The following is a 21,116-nucleotide window of genomic DNA, read 5'->3' as shown; positions in this document are numbered from 1 at the left end:
ACCGGGGCCGGCCAGGGAGTCGGGGAAACGGATCAGGGCTCGACGCAGGCTTCCAGTTTATCGAGCAGCACCTGGGCGGGCATTTCGTCGATGTGATCGACGACATCGGCGACGGTGCGCGCCAGCGCACCGAGATCGCAGCGGCGCACCCGGTCCTTGACCTCCAGCAGGGAGCCAGGCTGCATGCTGAGCTCGCGTAGGCCGAGCCCGAGCAACAGGGGTGTGTAGCGCGGATCGCCGGCCATCTCGCCGCACATGCTGACCCGGGTGCGCGTGCTGGCGGCGGCGTCGATGACGTGCTTGATCAGCCTGATGACCGCCGGGTGGAGCGGATCGTAGAGATAGCTCACGGTATCATCGACGCGGTCGATGGCGAGCGTGTACTGGATCAGGTCATTAGTGCCGATGGACAGGAAGTCCAGCCGGCGTGCCAAGGCACCGGCCATGAGCGCCGCGGCGGGCACCTCGATCATCCCGCCGACGGGCATCAGTGGGTCGAATGCCACACGCTCGCGGCGCATCTCCCGACGCGCCTCGGCGATCAGCCCGAGCACCGCATTCACCTCCGCCATGCAGGAGATCATCGGGATCATGATGCGCACGGGCCCATAGGCCGACGCGCGCAGGATGGCCCGCAGCTGCGGCAAGAACAGTGCCGGCTCCTGCAGACACAGCCGGATGGCGCGCAGCCCGAGCGCCGGATTGCTGCGGGCCGGGTGGAAGCTGGTATCGGGAATCTGCTTGTCCGCCCCCAGGTCCAGGGTGCGAATAGTGAGCGGAATGCCATCGAGGCCGCGGATGATGCCGAGATAGGTTTCGAGATGTTCCTCCTCGTCCGGCAGCGCATCGCGGTTCATGTACAGGAACTCGGTGCGATACAGACCGACACCGGCGGCGCCGTTGTCACGGGCGGCGGCCACGTCCTCGGGCAGTTCCAGGTTGGCGAGCAGCACCACGGGCACGCCGTCGCGGGTCGCGGACGGCTCACGCACCAGCCGGCGAAGCTCGCGCCGATGGGCATCGAAGTTGGCGAGACGCGCACGGTAGTGCTCCAGGATGGCCGGCTCCAGCTCGGTCAGCACCGTGCCAGTCTCGGCGTCCACGACCAGGAGCTCGCCCTGGCGCAGCCGCTGCACGGCCCGGTGCACGCCCATCACCGCGGGGATGTCGAGGCTGCGGGCGAGAATGGCCGTGTGCGACATGGGACCGCCGTGCTCGATGACGAAGGCGGCCACCCCGCGGTGACGCAGCAGGATGGTGTCCGCCGGGGTCAGGTCCTCGGCGACGATGACACGCCCGGCCACATCGGCGTCCCCCAGCAGGTCGGCGTCGGTTGCCGGGTCGAGGAACAATTGGATCTGCCGCACCACGTGGTCGACATCGTCGCGGCGGGTGCGCAGATAGGCGTCTTCCATGCGGTCGAAGACTTCCACCAGCGTATCGCGCTGCGACTGCAGCGCCCAGCTAGCGTTGACGGAGCGCTCGCGGATCAGATCCCGCGTCGCATCCACGAGCGCGGAATCCGCCAGCATCAGCAGGTGCGCGTCGATGAACTCCGCGATGTGCTTGGGCGTGCCCGCGGGGATTTGCCGCCGCACCTCCTCCAGGTGACGCCGCGCGCAGGCCAGCGCCGCGTCGAGCCGGTCCAGCTCCACCTGCACCTGATGTGCGGGAATCTGCGCCGGCACCAGCGACGGCTCACGATTGAGCATGAAGGCCTCGCCGATCGCGACGGGCCGCGAGCCGTCGATGCCCACACCGTGCAGCGACAGCGTCATTCCCCTTCCCCGAAGCGGTCGGCGACCAGCTGCGCCAACGCGGCCATGGCGGCCTCCTCGTCCGCGCCTTGCACCTCCAGCCGGATGCTCGTGCCGCGGGCCGCAGCGAGCGTCATGATGCCCATGATGCTCTTGCCATTGACGCGCCGGCCGTTACGCTCGACGGCGATATCGCTGGCGAAGCCGCCGGCCGTGGTGACGAACTTCGCCGCCGCGCGTGCGTGCAAGCCGAGGCGATTGATGATGTCGAGCTCTCTGATCAGCATAGGCACCGATGTGGTCGTGGGTCGCGGACGAGTCAGGCGGATCAGTGGCGCTGCCCATGCGCGACGTCGGGCGTCGCGACGCAGCCGGCGGCGGGACACAGCAGCACGCCCTCCCGGGCGCCGCTCAGGGCCTTGTCCACCAAGTCGTCGAGGGACAGTTGCGCGTAATTCAGCACCCGTACCAGCATTGGCAGATTGACCCCGCTCAGAATGCGTATATGACCGGCGTCGCATAGGCCGGAAGCGATGTTCGCCGGGGTCGAGCCGAACAAGTCCGTCAGCACCAGCACACCATCGCCGGTATCCAGCTCCTCGGTGTAGGTCCGCGCCCGTCGGGCCATCAGCGCCGGATCATCGCCGTTCTCCACCGATAGGGCCTTGGCGCGCAGGGGACAGGCGCCCAGCATGCGTGTCGCGGCCTCCAGCAGCTCCGCGCCGATGCCAGCATGGGTGATGAGCAACAGGCCGACGCTCACGGCAGCTCCCGGTGTCGCAACAGCACGCGATGCCCCTTGGCGCGCAGATGCCGGGCGAGGGACTCGACCAGGTACACGGAGCGGTGGCGCCCGCCGGTGCAGCCGACGGCAATGGTCAGATAGCTGCGCCCATCGGTCTCGAAGCGCGGAATCCAGCGGTCCAGGAACTGCTGCAGGTCGGCGCACATCTGCGCGACTTCCGGCGCACGCTCCAGAAACTCAATCACGGGCGCGTCCCGCCCCGTGAGCGGGCGCAGGTCTTCCTGCCAGTGCGGGTTCGGCAGGCAACGGACGTCGAAGACGAAATCAACGCCGTCCGGCACGCCATTCTTGAAGCCGAAGGACTGCAACAAGACCGAAGCCTGCACCGCGCCGGAAAGACGCTCACGGATCAGGTCGCGCAGCTCGTGCACGTTGGTGTGCGTGGTATCGAGGCGGATCTCGGCGACCTTGCCCAGCGGCTCCAGCAGCTCGCGCTCGCGCACGATGGCCTCGGCGAGAGAAAGCCCGCTGCCGGTGAGCGGATGCTTGCGCCGCGTCTCGCTGAAGCGGCGGATGAGCGTGTGGGTGTCGGAGTGCAGAAAGATGACGCGGCAGTCAATGCCCTGATTGCGCAGCTCTTCGACCAGCCGCGGCAGGTCGGCGAGAAACTCCGGCTGGTTGCGCGCGTCGATGCCGACGGCAGCGCCGTTGCGCGTCTCACCAGTCGCGCCCAGACGCGTGCGCTGCAAACCGAGCGCGAGCTCGCGCAGCAGGAACAGCGGCAGATTATCGATGCAGTAGTAGCCGATGTCCTCGAGTGTGCGTAGCGCAACGCTCTTTCCGGCCCCCGACAGGCCGCTGACGATGAGGAGGTGCATAGAGGCTCTCCCGGGCTGCTCTTGCTGGCTCGTCGATGAAGACTGGCGCGGCTGGCGGGGCCGTGACTCAGCGGCCGGCGCCAGCGATGGCACGCGCTTGGCGGTCTTCGAGGTCCACCCCTGCGTCATAGCCGCGGATGCGCAGGATCTGGTTGCGCACGGCCGTCTCCAGCAGCACCGCGAGGTTGCGCCCGGGCGCCACCGGGAGCGTGATCTCCGGCACCGCGACGCCGAGGATGGTGCGGGTGGAGAGGCTGCCGCGCAGCCGGTCGATGCTCGCCAGGCCCTCGTTGTCGAAGCAACGCATGTGCACGATCAGGTTCAGCGTCTCATGCTGACGCACGGCCCCCTCGCCGAACATGGCACGCACGTTGAGCACGCCGAGGCCACGCACCTCCAGAAAGTCCCGCAGCAGCGCAGGGCAACTGCCTTCCAGCACCTCCGGGGCGATGCGCGCGAGCTCAGGGGCGTCATCGGCGATGAGCCGGTGGCCGCGGGCGATCATTTCCAATGCCAGCTCGCTCTTGCCGACACCGGGGTCGCCGGTCAACAGGACGCCGAGACCCAGCACCTCCAGCAGCACGCCGTGCACGGTGGTGCGCTCCGCCAGCGCATGGGTCAGAAAGTACTGCAACCGATCGACGATCTCGGCGTCACGCGCCGAGGAGCCCAGCAGCGGCGTGCCGGTGCGTGCCGCGTAGTCGAAAAACACTGGGTCCGGCGTGATATCCGACGCGAAAATCACTGCGGCAGGCCGCGCCGAGAACAGGCGCTCGACGGTTTCGTCGTAGGCCGGCGCACTGAGATCGGCCAGGTGCAGGATCTCCGCCTGCCCCAGCACCTGCAACCGATTGGGATGGATACAGTTGAGCGACCCCACCAGACTCTGCGCCGTCATCGGCCCGCCGACTTCCTTGACCAGTGGAAAGCACTCCGCCGGTGGCGGCGTCAGCCAGCGCAGCTTGAGGCGCGGGCCGATGTGCTCCACCAGGCCCTGCAGCGAATGCACGGGGTTCATGCCGCTCGTCTCCTTGGCGCCGCCGGGATCACGCGGGGGCAAAGACACGGTCGCGAAAGACCGTGAGCAGTTCGTGATCGCCGCGCGCCGCACGCAGGGCGTCACGGATGGCCGCATCGTCGAAGGCCGCCGCGAGGGTGGCGAGCAGTTGCAGGTGCTGCTCGTCGGTGGCATCCGGCACCAGCAGGCCGAAGGCGAGGTCCACCGGCTTGTCATCGATGGCATCGAAGGCAACCGGGCCTTGCAGCTGTACGAACGCACCGATGGGCGTCTGGATACCGCGCACGCGCGCATGCGGCAGGGCAATCCCCTGCCCCAGGCCGGTGCTGCCGAGCCGCTCGCGCTCGAGCAGCCGGTCGAATACGGCCGTGCTGGAGAGCATGCTGTCGCCGTCGGCGAGCAGCTCCGCCAGAGTTTCCAGCAGGCGCTTCTTGCTCGCCGCTTCACAGCGGCTCAGCACCCTTGATTCCGTGATCAGGTCGGCAGGAACCATGGCCCTAGAACTCCACGCGTGCTCGTTCTCTGGATGTTGCTGATGGTCGAGCCAGCCGATCTCCGGCCGCGGCCCACGGATGCCGGCGGTAGCGCCGGACAAAGGAAAAAACCGGAGCAGGCGATGCCTGGCTCCGGTGTAGGCGCGACCCGGCCGGGGCCGGCGACGGTCCGGTCAGGATTGCTGCTCCGCGTCTGGCGGCTCCTCGACGGCCGCTTTGGTCGCGCCGTTGCCACGATGGCTCTGACGCTTCTCCTTGTACTTGATGACCTGCCGGTCGAGCTTGTCGATCAACCCGTCGATGGCCGCGTACATGTCCTCGTGTACCGCATCGGCGAAGACGTTGGCGCCGTTGACATGAATGGTCGCCTCCGCTTTCTGCCGCAGCTTCTCGACACTGAGGATGACATGGACGTTGATCACGTCGTCGAAATGACGCGCCAGGCGGTCGAACTTGCTGTCGACGTAGCCCTTCAGCGGCTCGGTGATATCGACATGATGGCCGGTCAGGTTGATTTGCATAGCGTCACTCCAGTGTAGGCAAGCGCCGGTGGACCGTGGCAGCGAGCGGCAGCGCCGCAAGGCGACGAAGCCGCATGCTCAGGCCAGGCGCTTGCGCTCGTTCGACGGGGGTATCCCCATCGCCTCTCGGTACTTGGCCACGGTGCGCCGCGCGACGTTGATGCCTTGCTCCGTCAGGATACCTGCAATCTTATTGTCGCTGAGCGGCTTGCTCGGCGTCTCGGCGGCGACGAGCTTGCGGATGAACGCGCGGATGGCCGTCGATGAGCACTCACCGCCGGACGCCGTGTTCACATGGCTCGAGAAGAAGTACTTGAACTCGAAGGTGCCGCGCGGGGTGTGCATGTACTTCTGCGTCGTCACCCGCGACACCGTCGACTCGTGCAGCTCCAGCGAGTCCGCCACGTCACGCAGCACCAGTGGCTTCATGGCCTCCTCGCCGTACTCGAAGAAATTCTGCTGCAATTCGACGATCTTCGCTGCCACCCGCAACACCGTGTCGTTCCGGCTCGCCAAGCTCTTGATGAACCAACGGGCCTCCTGCAGATGCGTCTTCAGGCACGTATTGTCCGGCCCGTCGTCGGCCCGGCGGATCAGCTTCAGATAGCCCGGGTTCACTCTCAGTCTAGGCGTAGTTTCGGGATTCAGCTCCACCGTCCAGATACCGTTGCGCTTGGCCACCACGACGTCGGGGATGACGTATTCCGGGCGAATGTCGGCCACCAGCGAGCCCGGCCGCGGATGCATGGAGCGAATCAGCGCCAGGGCGTCACGCAGGGCATCCGGCGCCAGCTTGGTGTGCCGACGCAGGTCGTCCAGGTCGTTGCGCGACAAGGCGGCGAAGTGATTGTCGCAGATGGCGATGGCGTCGGCACGATGCGGCTGATCGTCCGGCAGCGCACGCAGTTGCAGCAGCAGGCACTCGCGCAGCGAGCGCGCACCGATACCGGGCGGATCGAAGGCCTGAATGCGGTGCAGCACCGCCTCGACCTCTTCGCGCTCCACGGCGTCCTCGCCCAGGGTATCGCCTGGCGCGTCCCCAGGCGCATCCCCTGGGGCATCCGGGTCCGCCATCGCCTCCACCACCTCGTCGACGTCGCAACGCAGATACCCGTTCGCATCGATGGCATCGAGCAGGGCATCCGCTATGACCCGGTCGCGCGGCGCCAGCCTGGCCAGGTTGAGCTGCCATTCGAGGTGGTCATGCAGAGTCTGCGGGCGGGAATGCTGCGCGAAGGGATCGAGATCGGCGCCGCCCTCGCCGCCCGCACCGCCGCCCGCGGTGGCGATGTAGCTGTCGAAGGTGTCGCCCCAGGAGCTGTCCACCGGCAGTTCCTCGGGCATGGACGACTGCTCCGGGCGCACCTCGTTGTCCACGTCGGCATCGAGGGCACGGCGGCCGGAGTCCAGCTCCGACGCTTCCACCTCCGCCTCCGCCTCATCAGCCGACTCCAGCATGAGGTTGGATTCGAGGGCTTCCTGGATCTCGCGCTGGAGGTCGAGGGTGGACAGCTGGAGCAGCTTGATCGCCTGCTGCAGCTGCGGCGTCATCGTCAGCTGCTGGCCAAGGCGGAGTTGGATAGTCTGTTTCATCGCACCCGGTGCGGGGTGGTACGAAAATTGAGTACTGTTTTTGATTCTAGACCAAATGCAGGCGACGATATTGGCGCAGCCCCGCGGCCCCGTCCAGCGGCAATGTGACAGGGGCGTGACGCCCGTCAGGGCCTGTGCATCAGCGCAACGCCGGCTCTTAGGCGAGCCCCCTGCGGCACGGGTTACCCCCCGGCTCCGTTGCGTAAATTACTGTAATGAAACAAGAAACTGCTCGCCGCCCGACGTCTGCAAGACCCATTTCCACGCCGATTTTGGCCCTGATTGGGCGTGGATTCGGCCCTGATTTGGCCCTGATTCGGCGCACGGGACGGCAGCGCATCAGCAACTCGAGGCCGTGCCGCCGACGAAAGACGCCTGCCGGGAAACGGCTCAAAGGCGGAAGTCTTCGCCCAGATACACGGCACGTACCCGGGCGTTGCGCAGCAGCTCGTCCGGGGTGCCCTCGGCGATGACGCTGCCCTCACTGATGATGTACGCGCGATCGCAGATATCCAGGGTCTCACGAACGTTGTGATCGGTGATCAGGATGCCGATGCGCCGCCGGCGCAGGTGGGTGATGATCGACTTGATGTCGCCAACCGCGATGGGATCGACACCCGCGAAGGGCTCGTCGAGGAGCATCACCTTAGGCTCCACCGCCAGCGCCCGGGCGATCTCCAGGCGCCGGCGCTCGCCGCCGGAGAGACTCATCGCCAGCGAGTCGGCCACGTGCGCGATACCCAGCTCGCCCAGGAGTTGGTCGCAGCGCACGAGACGCTCGCCGCGATCAAGGTCGCCACGCGCCTCCAGCACCGCAAGCAAGTTCTCGCGGGCGGTGAGCTTGCGGAACACCGACGGCTCCTGCGCCAGGTAACTCAGCCCGCGGCGGGCGCGGGCGTGCATGGGGCGCAGCGTGATGTCTTCGCCGTCCAGCAGGATGCGCCCGGCATCGGCGGGCACCAGGCCGACGATCATGTAAAAGCTGGTCGTCTTGCCGGCGCCATTGGGCCCAAGCAGGCCCACAACGTCGCCCGCGTCCACGCCGAGCGTGACGTCGTCCACGACCCGCCGACGCCGATAGCTCTTCGCCAGGCCCTCGGCCCACAGGGTCGTCATTGCCGTTTGCGACCTTTGTCGCTCTCGCCCTGGGGCTCGATGCGGATCTTGACCCGCTGGCGCCCGCGCGCGCTGGTGCCCGCCGTAAGCCGGTCGGTGGCGCGGTTGTAGACGATGCGGTCGCTCGCGAAGCGGTCGTCGCCCTGGATCAGCTCGGCGTTGTCGATGAGAGTGATCTCTTCGCGGTCCGCCTCATACTCCATGCGCTGCGCCTTGGCGCGGACTTCTTCGGGATTGTCGTCCAACAGCTGGCGAAAGCGCACCGGGTTGCCGATGGCGATGATCTTCTGCGGCTGCCGGTTCGGCTTGTGATGCACCAGCACCTCGTCCGCAAAGATGCGCATGCTGCCCTGCTGCACCTCGACGTTGCCGAGGTAGAGGCTGATGGATTGCTTCTCGTCGAGCTCCGCCGCGTCTGCCTCGACGAACATGGGCTGCGCGCTGTCGGATTCCAGCGCCAGAGCGGGCAGCGCGGGCAGCGCCCAGCACAGCGCCAGCTGGAGCAGCGCGAGCGGCGCCGCCGGCCACGACGGGCGGCGCCGGAGAGTGCGCGGTGTTCGCGAACTGTCTGCCATCGCATTATCCGAGTCGATCGAAGGAGAAGTCGATGATTGGCCGTCCCATGCTCGCAATCACGGCCGAGAAAAGGGCTGGGAAATCAGGGCAAATAATCGGCGTGATCCCAAGGAGATGCCGATGCTTGGCCTTCCTGGCCAGGATCGGCCCTGGCCAAAATCGGCGCTTCACTTAGGGTTCCGCGCCGGATGCGCCCGAGGCGCCACCTGGCGCCGCCGGCTTCGGCGCGGCCAGACGCATGCGCTGGCGCACGCGGCCGAAGTAGCGGCTGCGCATCGGGTGCTCGAACCAGAGCTGCATGCCATTCACGGCGGTGAGCCAGTCCTTGCCCCGGTCCAGCTCGACGAAGCGGTCCGTTTCCGCGTAGCCCATGTCGTTGAGCACCAGCAACTCGCTCGTGCGAATGCGCACGGGAGGCGAATCGGGCGCCGCCGCCCGCTCGGCGAGCACGCGGCCCTCCAGCAGCGCCTCCGAGTCTTCCGCCGCGATCCAGGCGCGCTCGGCGCGAATCACCCAATCCGGCCCGTCCGGCTCGACCAAGGTAAGCACGGGCGCATCCAGCTCGCTGCCCGCATTGCCCGGATAGTGCCGCAGCTCCGGGGAGCGCAAGCGCCGCAGCGGACGGCCGGCGTCGGACATAGTCACCGCCGCGATCTGCTCCACGACATAGTCCGGGCGACCGTGCCGCGGGCCCTCGGGGGCCACCTCCGGGCGATGCGTGTCACGGTACCACCAGGCGGCGAGGCCGGCCGTGGCCAACAGCAGGGCGATGCCGACCTCCCGCTTCGAGAGCATCACGGCACCGCGTCACCCGCGCCGACGTAGACTGCAAGCAGACCGTCGAGCTTGCCCTGGGCGCGCAGAATCAGCTCGCAGAGATCACGCGCCGCGCCACGTCCGCCCGGGCTCGGCGTGCACCAATGCGCGTTCTCCCGTACCACGGGATGGGCATCGGCAACGGCCACCGCAAGGCCCACGCGGCGCATGACCGGTATGTCCATCAGGTCGTCGCCCGCGTAGGCGACCTGGCGATACTCGATACCGAGCTCCGCCGCGAGCTCGATGAACACCGGCAGCTTGTCCCGGCAACCCTGATGAACGTGCTCGATACCGAGGCTCTGCATGCGGATGCGGACCACCTCCGAGCGGCGCCCGGTGATGACGGCGAGCGTCACGCCGCTGTCGCGCAACATGGCCATGCCGTGCCCGTCGCGGGAATTGAATGCCTTGTACTCCTGCCCGTCGTCGCCCAGGTAGAGACTGCCGTCGGTGAGTACGCCGTCCACGTCGAAGATGACGAGTCGGATGTGCTTCGCGCGCTCGAGAACGTCCTGCATCGGTATCACCCGGATCGGGCACGGCTTGGTGCTGCATGGTGCAGAAAGCGTAACATAGCCTTCGCCCGACTCCGCGCCCGCGCCCCCGCATTCGCGGCCGCGAGTCTCCCCCACGCGCCATGGCGACCATGCAAAGCAGCAGCACGACGGCTCCGGCCGTGACCATCGTTCCGGCAGACTGGTGTTCGCTGGCCGACGCCGCGAGCTACTACCCGCACGACCTGCCGGAGGACTGGCGGCTCGGCTATTTCGCCAACGAGCACGCCGGCGTCTATGTGCCCCGCGCGGTCTGGGGCAGGGCAACCGCGGAGATGCTGCGGAGCTGGCGCGAGGACGTGCACGGGCGCTTTGGCTTCTTCTTGGAATGGCCGAGCGACGCGGCCGCGACGGACGCCGGGGTGGCATCGGCAAGCGCCGTCCTTCGCGACAATCTCGTCGCCTGGGTCCGCTGGGGCGCCACGCCGGCCGAGCCCGGCGCACTGCTCGCGACGGCGGCACCCGGCAAAGAAGCGCACCGGGTCGGACAGGCCCTGCATTGCCCGCCCGCGCTGCTCGATGATCCGCGCGGCGCCGCCGACTGGCTGCGGCGGTCCGTGGCGGCGGCATCGGCAACGCTGGCAGTACTGCCACGGCCCGGCAGCGCGCAACTCGCGCAGTGGCGCCAACTCGCCGCACTGCTCGGTTTCGCGGAGCTGTCGCCAAGCCGCGGCTAGACGGAAACTTTGCCCGTGCTTGACGCTCAAACCCTGCCGACCAGACAATTGCCGGCCATTTCCCCCGCCATCAGGGAGACCACCGCATGGGGAAAGGCCTCCCCGGAGTAGCCGCCGTTACCGAGCACACCGCGCCGCCACCGATCGGCATCAATGCCAATGCAGGCGAGTGCAAGGGCGGCGCGATGTCGCCCACGATGCCGCTGGTCCGCATCCGGGGCTTGCGCTTCGCCCGCGGTGACAAGGTCATTTTCGACGGCGTCGACATCGACATCTGCCGCGGTGCCGTCACCGCCATTATGGGTCCGTCAGGCACCGGCAAGACGACGCTGCTCAAGCTCATCAGCGGGCAGCTCCGGCCGCAGGCGGGTACCGTCGAGGTGGACGGGGCGGACGTGCATCGCCTGAGCCGCCGTGACCTGTACGCCCTGCGCACGCGCATGGGCATGCTGTTCCAGAGCGGCGCGTTGCTGGGCGACCTGTCGGTATTCGACAACGTCGCCTTCCCGCTGCGCGAGCATGCGCGGCTGCCGAAGTCGTTGCTCAGGCGGCTGGTGCTCTTGAAACTGGAGGCCGTCGGCCTGCGCGGTGCGGCGGCACTGATGCCGAGCCAGCTCTCCGGCGGCATGGCGCGGCGCGTGGCACTGGCCCGGGCGGTAGCGCTGGACCCGATGATGGTGATGTACGATGAGCCCTTCACCGGCCAGGACCCCATCTCCATGGGCGTACTGGTGAGCCTCGTGCGCCACCTCAACGACGCCGGCGGCTCCAGCAGCATCATCGTCTCGCACGATGTGCCGGAGACGTTGAGCATCGCGGACTACGTCTATGTCATCGCCGGCGGCCGCGTGATCTGCCAAGGCACACCGACCGAGGTGACCGCGGACGGGAGTCCGCGGGCGCGGCAATTCCTGGACGGCCAACCGGACGGCCCGGTGCATTTTCACCACCCCGCCGCACCCCTGGCCGACGAGTTGCTCGCCACCGGAGACAAGCGCCCATGCTGACCGAAGCGCTGGCGCGGCTGGGGCGCTCCGGCATCGGCGCCATTGCCGGCCTCGGCCGGGCCAGCCTGCTGCTGGTGGCCATGCTCGGCGGCCTGCGGGAGTTGGCACCGCGACCGCGGCTGCTGTTGGCGCAGGTCTACAACATCGGCGTGCTGTCGGTGCTGATCATCGCCGTTTCCGGACTATTCGTCGGCATGGTGCTGAGCCTGCAAGGCTATTATGTACTGGCTCAGTTCGGCGCCTCGGAAAGCCTTGGCATCATGGTCGCCGCATCCCTGGTGCGCGAGCTGGGGCCGGTGGTGGCGGCCCTGCTGGTGGCGGGCCGGGCAGGCTCGGCACTCACCGCCGAGATCGGCCTGATGAAGGCCACCGAGCAGCTCTCGGCGCTGGAGATGATGGCCGTGGACCCGGTGCGCCGCATCCTCACGCCGCGCTTCTTCGGCGGCTTTCTCGCCATGCCGCTGCTGGCGGCCATGTTCAGCGCGCTCGGCGTGCTCGGCGGCTGGTTTGTCGGCGTCGGGTTGCTCGGCGTCGACGACGGTGCCTTCTGGAGCCAGATGCAGGCGAAGCTGGACTTCCGCGAGGACGTGGTCAACGGCGTCATCAAGAGCCTCGTGTTCGGCGTGGTCGTGACCTGGATCGCGCTGTTCCAGGGCTATGACGCCACACCCACCTCGGCAGGCGTGAGCCGCGCGACCACCCGCTCCGTGGTCCACGCGGCATTGGCCGTGCTGGGGCTGGACTTCATCTTGACGGCTTTGATGTTCGGGGGCTGACCAATGGGCACGACGCGCACGATGGAAATTCTGGTGGGCGCCTTCATGGCGGCCGGCTTCGTAGCGCTGTTTTTCCTGTCCATGCGGGTCAGCAACCTGAGCGCCGGCGGCGACGGCAACGGCTACGCGCTGACCGCGCGGTTCGATAATATCGGCAGCCTGAAGGTGCGGGCGCCGGTGAGCATGGCCGGCGTGCGCCTGGGGCGGGTGGAAGCCATCGGCTTCGACCAGGACGCCTATCAGGCCGTGGTGACCATGCGCATCGACGCCGCCTACGATCGCCTGCCCACGGACACCTTCGCCAATATCTATACGGCAGGGTTGCTCGGCGAGCAGTATGTCGGGCTCGACCCCGGGGGCAGCCCGGACTATCTGCACGACGGCGATCAAATCGAGCACACCCAGTCGGCACTGGTGCTCGAGCAGATGGTCGGACAATTTCTCTTCAGCAAAGCTCAGGAGGGTTCGCAATGAGCATCATGAGCATCAGGATTTCGTGGCAGGCCGCGGCAGCATTGCTGCTGACGGCGCTCGTGGCACTGCCGGCACTGGCGGGTGCCGATGCCGACGCCGAGGCACTGGTCAAGCGCACCGCCGAGGACACGCTGCGCACGCTGGACAGCCGCCGCGGACAACTGGACGCCAATCCGTCGGCTATCTACAACCTCGTCGGCACCAAGTTGGCGCCGCACTTCGACTTCGAGCTCATTACCCGCTCCGCGGTGGGCCGCGACTGGAACAAGGCGACCTCGACGCAGCGCCGCCAGCTCGTTTCGGCGTTCCGCGCGCTGCTGGTGAGCACCTACGCCAAGTCGCTCGCGAAGTACTCCGGCGAGAACGTCGTCTTCAAGCCATCTCGGCCGGGCACCCGCCCGGGGACCGTGATCGTGCCCACGGAGGTGACCGGTGGCGGCGGTCCGCCGATCCCCATCGACTACCGCATGCACAAGCAAGCAGGCAGTTGGCAGGTGTACGACCTCGTCATCGACAACGTCAGCATGATCTCCAATTACCGCGGCCAGTTCCGCGCCACCATCGCCCGGTCCGGCATCGACGGTCTGATTCGGGAGCTGGAATCCAAAGCTGCGGGCGCCTGAGCCCAGCCGCCCACGCATGACGACCGACGCGGCCGGCAGCACGACGACGCCGGTGGTTGCAGCCAGGCTCATCCGGGTCGGCGCCGGCCGCTGGCGCGTCGACGGCGACCTGGGCCTGGCCCAGGTCGCCGACTTGGCGGCGCAGGCACCGCCGGCAGCCGAGGCCGGTCATCTGTCGCTCGACCTCGGCGGCGTCGGCCGCGCGAACAGTGCCGCCGTGGCGCTGCTGCTGGAATGGCAGGCCAGGCTTCGCGCCTGCGACAATTACCTGACCCTGCTCAATGTACCCCCCAGCCTGCACCGCCTGGCCGCACTGTCGAACGTCGACGGTCTACTCGGCCTCGCCGATATCGCCGCAACGGCGAGCGACGATGGCGCCGCCGACGCCAGCGGGCACATCTGACGCCCGCGCGCATCCGGCTGCTGGCGGCCACCTGCCCCGCGGCTGGCAGCCGTCCGGCACTTCCCCCATCCCAGGTCCCAATCCACCATGGACAAACTGCTGATCACCGGCGGCAACCGCCTCGAGGGCGAAGTACGCGCCTCGGGCGCCAAGAACGCGGCGCTGCCGATCATGGCCGCGACCTTGCTCGCCGCCGAGGGGGAATGCCTGCTCGCCAACGTGCCGCACCTGCGCGACATCACCACCACAATGGAGTTGCTCGGGCGCATGGGCGCGCGCCTGACCGTGGACGAGCGCATGCAGATCGACGTGGACACCAGCGACGTGACGCGCTGCGAGGCGCCGTATGACCTGGTGCGGACCATGCGCGCGTCCATCCTGGTGCTGGGGCCACTCTTGGCACGCTTCGGCGAGGCGCAGGTGTCGCTGCCGGGCGGCTGCGCCATCGGCGCGCGGCCGGTCAATCTGCACATCGACGGGATGCGCGCCATGGGCGCGGACATCAGCGTGGAGAATGGCTATGTCAACGCGCGTGCGCGGCGCCTCAAAGGCACACGCTACTTCATGGACATCGTCACGGTCACCGGCACCGAGAACCTGCTCATGGCCGCCACCCTGGCCGAGGGCCGCACGGTGCTGGAGAATGCCGCCCGCGAGCCCGAGGTGGAAGACCTGGCCAATTTTCTGAACAAGATGGGCGCCCGCATCCAGGGCGCCGGCACCGACACCATCATCATCGATGGTGTGGACCACCTCACGGGCTGCGAGTACAGCGTGCTGCCGGACCGCATCGAGACCGGCACCTACCTGGTCGCGGCGGCCATGACCAGCGGGCGGGTGCGCGTGCGCGACACCCGCGCCGAGCTGCTCGAAGCTGTCCTCGGCAAGCTGCGCGAGTGCGGCGCTACCGTCGCCACGAGTGAGAACTGGATCGAGGTGGACATGACCGGCCGGCGCCCGCGTGCCGTGAACGTCTACACCGCGCCGCACCCGGCCTTCCCAACCGACATGCAGGCGCAGTTCTGTGCGCTGAACAGCATCGCCGACGGCACCGGCATCGTCACTGAGACCGTGTTCGAGAACCGCTTCATGCATGTGCTGGAGATGCAGCGCATGGGGGCGGACATCCACATCGAGGGCAACACCGCCATCTGCCGCGGCGTAGAGCGGCTCACCGCCGCACCGGTCATGGCCACCGATTTGCGCGCGTCCGCGAGCCTGGTACTGTCAGGGCTAGTGGCGGAGGGCGACACCCTGGTGGACCGCATCTACCACATCGACCGCGGCTATGATCACATCGAAGAGAAGTTCTCCGCGCTGGGCGGGGTGATCCGGCGCGTCCATGCTTGAATCAGGAGCTAGGGGCTAGTACGCCGTTTCAGCCAATTTTGCAGGCGTCAACCCGGGTGAGGTCGAAGCCGAGGAACCGGCTCGAAGTCTCTGGTCGTGATCGTGATCGTGATCGGCTACTCGACAACGACAACGACGACGACCCGAGACAGTCTCGGAACTTACGCACTGTTGCAGCAGGCGTCGGCCGGAGTGTCGCCCTGCAGGGCGACACGCCCAAGGATCGATCCAAGACCGGTCGCTCAATCCTCACGTCGCGGAACCAGGAACCAGCAACGCAGCTTGACCCAACAGCCAACGGCACCACGCACTTCGCACTTCACACGACGTACTCCCTACTCTAGGCAACCATCGTTGCCTCCCCACTCGCGCCTGAACATCCACTCCGCTCCCCCATGTCAAACGACACCCTCACCATCGCCCTCTCCAAAGGCCGCATCTTCGAGCAGGGCGTACCACTGCTGGCCGCGGCCGGCATCCACGCCAGCGAGGACCCGGAGAAGAGCCGCAAGCTGATCCTCGAGACCAACGACCCGCGGGTGAAGCTCGTCATCATCCGCGCCAGCGACGTGCCTACCTACGTGGAATACGGCGCCGCGGACCTCGGCATCGCCGGCAAGGACGTGCTGCTGGAGCACGGCGGCGACGGCCTCTACGAGCCGCTGGATCTCGGCATCGCCCGCTGCCGCATGATGGTGGCGGGCAAGCCCGACGCCCTGCTGGACGGGCGCACCGACCGCCGCCGCCAGCGCATCGCCACCAAGTACGTCCACTGCGCAGAGCGCCACTTCGCCGCCAAGGGCCAGCAGGTGGAGATCATCAAGCTCTACGGCTCCATGGAGCTGGCACCGCTGGTGGGCCTCGCGGACCTCATCGTGGACCTGGTAGAGAGCGGCAACACGCTGAAGGCCAATGGCCTGGTGCCCCTGGAGCACATCTGCGACATCAGCTCGCGGCTAGTGGTGAACAAGGCGTCGTGGAAAATGAAGCACGCCCGCGTCACGGCCCTGCTGGAGGCGCTGCGCGCCGCCGTCGGCGACAAGCAAGCCGCCTGAGCCAAGCAGCCAAATCGCAAGCACCATCGCCACTGCACCACGCACCGCACCACGCACCGGAGCACCGCCATGCCCGACATCGCCCGCCTCAGCACCGCTGACGCCGACTTCGCCGCCCGCCTGGACACGCTGCTGGCCTGGGAGTCCGTGTCCAACCGCGACGTGCAGCGCACGGTCGAGGACATCATCGACGCCGTCCGCGCCCGCGGCGACGCCGCGCTGCTGGAGTACACCGCCCGTTTCGACCGCTGGCAGCCGGCGGACGCCGCGGCGCTCGCGATCCCGGCCGCCCGCCTCGCCCACGCCGCCGAGATGATCCCGCTGGTGCAGCGCGACGCGCTGGAGACCGCCGCCGGGCGCATCCGCGCCTACGCCGAGCACCAGAAGATGCAGAGCTGGGACTATCGCGAGCCCGACGGCACCTTGCTCGGGCAGAAGGTCACGCCACTGGACCGCGTCGGCCTCTACGTGCCGGGCGGCAAGGCAGCCTATCCGTCGTCGGTGCTCATGAACGCCATCCCCGCGAAGGTGGCCGGCGTGCCGGAGCTGGTGATGGTGGTGCCGACGCCCGACGGCGAGCTGAACGAGTTGGTGCTCGCCGCCGCGCACATTGCCGGCGTGGACCGGGCTTTCGCCATCGGCGGCGCCCAGGCCGTGGCGGCACTCGCCTACGGCACCGAGAGCGTCCCCGCCTGCGACAAGATCGTCGGCCCCGGCAACATCTACGTCGCCACCGCCAAGCGCGCCGTGTTCGGCCAGGTGGGCATCGACATGGTGGCCGGCCCGTCGGAGATCCTGGTCCTCTGCGACGGCGACACGGACCCGGACTGGATCGCCATGGACCTGTTCAGCCAGGCCGAGCACGACGAGGATGCCCAGTCCATCCTGGTCGCCTGGGACGCCGATTACTTAGACCGCGTCGCCGCCAGCATCGACAAGCTGCTCCCCACCATGGAGCGCCGCGACATCATCGCCACCGCGCTCGCGGACCGCGGCGCGCTGATCCTGGCCCGCGACATGGACGACGCCGCCAGCGTCGCCAACCGCATCGCCCCCGAGCACCTGGAGCTCTCCGTCGCCGACCCTGAGGCCCTGGCCGCGAAGATCCGCAACGCCGGCGCCATCTTCATGGGCCGCCACACCGCCGAGGCCCTGGGCGACTACTGCGCCGGCCCCAACCACGTGCTGCCCACCTCGGGCACCGCGCGGTTTTCCTCGCCGCTCGGCGTCTACGACTTCCAGAAGCGCTCCAGCCTCATCATGGCCTCCGCCGCCGGCTCCGCCGCGCTGGCCAAAACCGCGTCGGTGCTCGCCCGCGGCGAGGGGCTGACGGCGCATGCGCGCTCGGCGGAATATCGCGGCGAGTAGCCGAATGCGGAGTGCGGAGCCGTCGTAGGTCGGGCCGACGCCAAGAGGCCCGACATTCAGCATCGTAGGTCGGGCCGACGCCAGGAGGCCCGACGTTCTGTATGGCAGGTCGAGTTAGCGCAGCGTAACCCGACGATGGGCGCCAGTCAGGGCGCGAGTAAGCCGTTGATTGTCGGGTTACGCTATCGCTAACCCGACCTACGATCCGCTCGTTTTCGGCGTTGCGAGCAATACAATCACGGTCTCGCAGCGGCCCCAAAATAATTCCGTTCAGTAGCCCCAGACATGAGCACCTCACCCGCCGACCTCATCCGCGAAGACATCCAGGCGCTCAGCGCCTATCACGTGCCGGACGCCGTCGGGCTCATCAAACTCGACGCCATGGAAAATCCCTACGCGTGGCCCGAGGCGCTGCGGAACGACTGGCTCGCCACGCTCCGCGACGCGGAGCTGCACCGCTACCCCGACCCGCAGGGCCGCCACCTGCAAGCCGCGCTGCGCCGGGCCATGGGCATCCCCGAGGGCTCGGCGCTGCTGCTCGGCAACGGCTCCGACGAGCTGATCCAGATGCTGGCGCTGGCGGTCTCCCGGCCCGGCCGCAAGGTCCTGTCGCTGGACCCGGGCTTCGTCATGTACCGGATGATCGCGCTGTTCGCCGGCCTGGACTACGTCGGCGTACCGCTCCAGCCCGAGACCTTCGCGCTGGACCTCGACGCCACCCTCAGCGCGATCGAGCGCGAGCAGCCGGCGCTGACCTTCATCGCCTATCCCAACAACCCCACCGGCAACCTGTTCGATGCCGGCGCCATCGCCCGCATCATCGAGGCCAACCCCGGGCTGGTCATCGTCGACGAGGCCTACGCCCCCTTCACCGACCACAGCTTCCTGCCCCGGCTGGGCCAGTGGCCGAACCTCCTGGTGATGCGCACCGTCTCCAAGATGGGCCTCGCCGGCCTGCGCCTAGGCTACCTCGCCGGCCCAACCGACTGGCTGACCGAGATCGACAAGGTCCGGCTCCCCTACAACATCAACGTCCTCACCCAGGCCAGCGCCGCCTTCGCGCTGCGCCACCGCGCCGCCCTCGACGAGCAGACCGCTGCCATCCGCACCGAGCGCGCCACGCTCTTCGATGCCCTCGCAAACCTCGACGGCATCACCCCCTACCCGAGCGACGCCAACTTCATCCTCGTGCGCACCGCCCCGGGCCGCGCCGGCGCCATCTTCCAGGGTCTGCTGGAGCGCGGCGTGCTCATCAAGATGCTCGACGGCGCCCACCCGTTCCTCGCCGACTGCCTGCGCATCACCGTCGGCACGCCCGACGAGAACGCGGCCCTGCTGGAAGCCCTTCAGGCTGCCCTGGCCACGGCTTGAGCTCCGACACGCATTGCTATACTGGCCACGAGCCAAGCCGTTCACCGCAATGCCATGGCCCTCGCCGGCGAAGACATCCGGTTCATCAAAGACCACCTGGCCGAGTGGCTCGCCGAGCAGTCCCTCGCTTAGCCGCCGGCGGTGTACGAGATCGAGCTGCGCGCGCGGATGGTGCGGGTCGAAGAGGACCTCAAGCGCCAGCGCGAGCTGATTCAGGGCATCTCGACGCAGATGGACCAACACTTCGCGCAAATGGAGCGGCGCTTCGACGAGGTCGGCAAGCGCTTCGAGCACGTGGACAAGCGCTTCGAGCAAGTCGACAAGCGCGTAGACGAGCAAGCCCGACGCATGGACCGTTTCATGGTCTAGACCTTCAGCACCATCATGGCAGCCGACGCCCTCACCATTGCTGCCATCAAGCTCCTGCCACCCTAAGGAACGGTTCGAAAACAACCGAAACGTCGAGGAAGTAGGGTGGATAAGCGAAGCGCATCCTTATCGAGCATCGGCAACTCGATCAGCTGCTCGTCATCTAACGCGTCCCAACAATCGATCAGCGCCTCGGCTCCGGCGTCCCCGAACCACCGCAGAGCGTCGATGAACCGCTCCTGGATGCCCGCGCGTGACTGCCGCTGCGAGCGCATCCAATCGCTGTGCACCCGCGCGCGACGATCTCCGGAGCGGCGCTCGGACCGAGCTCCGTCATCCGCTCAAGCCAGACATACTCAGCCAAGCCGCCTGCAGCCGGCGTGAGATCCAGGACGGCTGCCAGGTCGGCGGCCTGTTCAACCCGTCGGATCTTACCGGCGTCACGTTTCAACAGAGACGGCTGCACATCCATCGTTGTCGCGTGCAACTGCTTTTGGACGCTGAAGTCCAGGTGCATGGTTCGCCACAACGTCTGCGCGCTTGGTACGAGAACCGGCTCGCGAGGCGTCGGTTGCTTCCGCGTCGAGGCCTGCGCCTGACGGCGCGCCTCTTGCTTCTTGCCCGTGTTGACCGCACATCCCGCCCGCGCTAACGCCCTCTTCTGAGCCTACCTGGACGCTCGGGGTGGCTTGGATTCCCTATCCGTAAAGGCCGGCGTTGGCCGAGCGGTGCAGCCAAGACACTGCGCCGAGTCGCCGAGCGGCACCGCAGGGTTCTGCGCAAGAAGGAGAGGGCGGATCAGCATGGTCGCAACCGCTAAGATGCCGCCATGGATCGCATCCTGATCTGCTGGCTTGGCCGCACCGACCTCCGGGCCGTCGATGAAGAGGCCCGAGTCGGCATCGGCCCCATCGCCCAGGCCCTGGCTACCAACCGGTTCGCCCGGCTGGAGCTGCTCTGCGACTATCCGCCTGCCGCGACGGAACCCTATTTGGACTGGCTCCGCGCCCGCGCCGACGCCCACATCCAGCCCCACCCAGTCACGCTGCCGAGCCCGACGGACTTCGAGGCCATCTATCGCCAAGCTCGCGCCCTCACCGAAGAGATCCTCGCCGACGGCACCATCCCGCCCGAGCACCTGACCTTTCATCTGAGCCCCGGCACGCCGGCCATGGCCGCGGTCTGGATCATCCTCGCCAAGACCCGCGTCCCGGCCGAGCTGATCGAGTCGTCCAAAGAGCACGGGGTGCAGACCGTCTCGATCCCGTTCCAGCTCAGCGCCGACTTCCTGCCGGACCTGCTACGCCGCCCGGATGCCGAGCTGACCCGACTGACCGCAGGCCTCCCGCCCGCCGCCCCAGCCTTCGACGCCATCATCCACCGGAGCCCCGTCATGCAGCGCGTCGTCGCCCGCGCCCGCCGGGTCGCGCCGCGCCGCATCCCGGTGCTCATCGAGGGCGAATCCGGCACCGGCAAGGAACTGTTCGCCCGCGCCATCCACCAGGCCGGCCCGCGCAGCGACCGGCCCATGATCACCGTCAACTGCGGCGCCATCGCCCCGGAGCTGATCGA

23 protein-coding genes and 1 pseudogene are annotated in these 21,116 nt (G+C 67.9%); 12 read left to right on the top strand and 12 right to left on the bottom strand.

Annotation, left to right across the window (positions count from 1 at the left end):
- Positions 1 to 32: 32 nt before the first annotated feature.
- The 12 genes from ptsP to kdsC form a co-directional block, all read right to left on the bottom strand.
- Positions 33 to 1,778, bottom strand: coding sequence for a phosphoenolpyruvate--protein phosphotransferase (ptsP, locus tag LJE69_RS19555; RefSeq protein WP_296927739.1), 1,746 nt, complete (start codon positions 1,776 to 1,778; stop codon positions 33 to 35).
- A complete protein-coding gene (locus LJE69_RS19550; protein ID WP_296927738.1) occupies positions 1,775 to 2,044 on the bottom strand; it encodes an HPr family phosphocarrier protein in 270 nt (89 codons plus the stop codon). Before LJE69_RS19550 ends, ptsP begins: the two co-directional genes overlap by 4 nt.
- Positions 2,045 to 2,085: 41 nt before the next feature.
- Positions 2,086 to 2,520 (bottom strand): PTS sugar transporter subunit IIA, encoded by a 435-nt coding sequence (locus LJE69_RS19545; protein WP_296927737.1) that lies wholly within the window; start codon positions 2,518 to 2,520, stop codon positions 2,086 to 2,088.
- Entirely contained in the window at positions 2,517 to 3,380 is an 864-nt protein-coding gene (gene rapZ / locus LJE69_RS19540) for an RNase adapter RapZ (protein ID WP_296927736.1), read from the bottom strand. Before rapZ ends, LJE69_RS19545 begins: the two co-directional genes overlap by 4 nt.
- Before the next feature lie 67 nt (positions 3,381 to 3,447).
- A complete protein-coding gene (hprK, locus tag LJE69_RS19535) occupies positions 3,448 to 4,398 on the bottom strand; it encodes an HPr(Ser) kinase/phosphatase (RefSeq protein WP_296927735.1) in 951 nt (316 codons plus the stop codon).
- Between the two features lie 28 nt (positions 4,399 to 4,426).
- Positions 4,427 to 4,891, bottom strand: coding sequence for a PTS sugar transporter subunit IIA (locus tag LJE69_RS19530; RefSeq protein ID WP_296927734.1), 465 nt, complete (start codon positions 4,889 to 4,891; stop codon positions 4,427 to 4,429).
- 174 nt (positions 4,892 to 5,065) lie between these two features.
- Positions 5,066 to 5,413, bottom strand: coding sequence for a ribosome-associated translation inhibitor RaiA (raiA, locus tag LJE69_RS19525; protein ID WP_296927733.1), 348 nt, complete (start codon positions 5,411 to 5,413; stop codon positions 5,066 to 5,068).
- 78 nt (positions 5,414 to 5,491) lie between these two features.
- Positions 5,492 to 7,006, bottom strand: coding sequence for an RNA polymerase factor sigma-54 (locus tag LJE69_RS19520; protein WP_296927732.1), 1,515 nt, complete (start codon positions 7,004 to 7,006; stop codon positions 5,492 to 5,494).
- 390 nt (positions 7,007 to 7,396) lie between these two features.
- Positions 7,397 to 8,122: an LPS export ABC transporter ATP-binding protein gene (gene lptB, locus LJE69_RS19515; protein WP_296927731.1), complete on the bottom strand. Its 726-nt coding sequence runs from the start codon at positions 8,120 to 8,122 to the stop codon at positions 7,397 to 7,399.
- A complete protein-coding gene (gene lptA, locus LJE69_RS19510) occupies positions 8,119 to 8,697 on the bottom strand; it encodes a lipopolysaccharide transport periplasmic protein LptA (protein WP_296927730.1) in 579 nt (192 codons plus the stop codon). Before lptA ends, lptB begins: the two co-directional genes overlap by 4 nt.
- Positions 8,698 to 8,869: 172 nt before the next feature.
- Complete coding sequence (gene lptC, locus LJE69_RS19505) at positions 8,870 to 9,493, bottom strand: LPS export ABC transporter periplasmic protein LptC (protein ID WP_296927751.1); 624 nt, start codon at positions 9,491 to 9,493, stop codon at positions 8,870 to 8,872.
- Positions 9,493 to 10,035 (bottom strand): 3-deoxy-manno-octulosonate-8-phosphatase KdsC, encoded by a 543-nt coding sequence (kdsC, locus tag LJE69_RS19500; RefSeq protein WP_296927729.1) that lies wholly within the window; start codon positions 10,033 to 10,035, stop codon positions 9,493 to 9,495. The genes lptC and kdsC overlap by 1 nt, the downstream gene beginning before the upstream one ends.
- Positions 10,036 to 10,193: 158 nt before the next feature.
- Here kdsC and LJE69_RS19495 point away from each other — a divergent pair, with 158 nt between their 5' ends.
- The 12 genes and pseudogenes from LJE69_RS19495 to LJE69_RS19440 form a co-directional block, all read left to right on the top strand.
- Positions 10,194 to 10,748, top strand: coding sequence for a hypothetical protein (locus LJE69_RS19495; protein ID WP_296927728.1), 555 nt, complete (start codon positions 10,194 to 10,196; stop codon positions 10,746 to 10,748).
- Between the two features lie 185 nt (positions 10,749 to 10,933).
- On the top strand, positions 10,934 to 11,755 hold the full coding sequence (locus LJE69_RS19490) for an ABC transporter ATP-binding protein (RefSeq protein WP_296927750.1): 822 nt from the start codon (positions 10,934 to 10,936) through the stop codon (positions 11,753 to 11,755).
- A complete protein-coding gene (gene mlaE, locus LJE69_RS19485) occupies positions 11,749 to 12,531 on the top strand; it encodes a lipid asymmetry maintenance ABC transporter permease subunit MlaE (protein ID WP_296927727.1) in 783 nt (260 codons plus the stop codon). Before LJE69_RS19490 ends, mlaE begins: the two co-directional genes overlap by 7 nt.
- A 3-nt stretch (positions 12,532 to 12,534) precedes the next feature.
- Positions 12,535 to 13,005, top strand: a complete 471-nt coding sequence (gene mlaD / locus LJE69_RS19480; RefSeq protein WP_296927726.1) for an outer membrane lipid asymmetry maintenance protein MlaD — start codon at positions 12,535 to 12,537, stop codon at positions 13,003 to 13,005.
- Positions 13,002 to 13,628, top strand: a complete 627-nt coding sequence (locus LJE69_RS19475; RefSeq protein WP_296927725.1) for a phospholipid-binding protein MlaC — start codon at positions 13,002 to 13,004, stop codon at positions 13,626 to 13,628. The genes mlaD and LJE69_RS19475 overlap by 4 nt, the downstream gene beginning before the upstream one ends.
- A 16-nt stretch (positions 13,629 to 13,644) precedes the next feature.
- Positions 13,645 to 14,031, top strand: coding sequence for an STAS domain-containing protein (locus tag LJE69_RS19470; protein ID WP_296927724.1), 387 nt, complete (start codon positions 13,645 to 13,647; stop codon positions 14,029 to 14,031).
- An 87-nt stretch (positions 14,032 to 14,118) separates the two neighbouring features.
- A complete protein-coding gene (murA, locus tag LJE69_RS19465; RefSeq protein ID WP_296927723.1) occupies positions 14,119 to 15,381 on the top strand; it encodes a UDP-N-acetylglucosamine 1-carboxyvinyltransferase in 1,263 nt (420 codons plus the stop codon).
- A gap of 395 nt (positions 15,382 to 15,776) precedes the next feature.
- Complete coding sequence (hisG, locus tag LJE69_RS19460) at positions 15,777 to 16,436, top strand: ATP phosphoribosyltransferase (RefSeq protein ID WP_296927722.1); 660 nt, start codon at positions 15,777 to 15,779, stop codon at positions 16,434 to 16,436.
- 69 nt (positions 16,437 to 16,505) lie between these two features.
- A complete protein-coding gene (gene hisD, locus LJE69_RS19455; RefSeq protein WP_296927721.1) occupies positions 16,506 to 17,804 on the top strand; it encodes a histidinol dehydrogenase in 1,299 nt (432 codons plus the stop codon).
- A gap of 285 nt (positions 17,805 to 18,089) precedes the next feature.
- Positions 18,090 to 19,175, top strand: coding sequence for a histidinol-phosphate transaminase (gene hisC, locus LJE69_RS19450; RefSeq protein WP_296927720.1), 1,086 nt, complete (start codon positions 18,090 to 18,092; stop codon positions 19,173 to 19,175).
- 54 nt (positions 19,176 to 19,229) lie between these two features.
- Positions 19,230 to 19,610, top strand: a pseudogene (locus LJE69_RS19445) (hypothetical protein).
- 763 nt (positions 19,611 to 20,373) lie between these two features.
- On the top strand, positions 20,374 to 21,116 hold a 743-nt coding region (locus LJE69_RS19440), incomplete at its 3' end, for a sigma 54-interacting transcriptional regulator (protein WP_296927719.1).

Source organism: Thiohalocapsa sp., from assembly GCF_022340605.1.
In the GTDB taxonomy this organism is placed as follows: Bacteria; Pseudomonadota; Gammaproteobacteria; order Chromatiales; family Chromatiaceae; genus Thiohalocapsa.
This window is presented reverse-complemented; position numbering and strand designations above follow the sequence as displayed.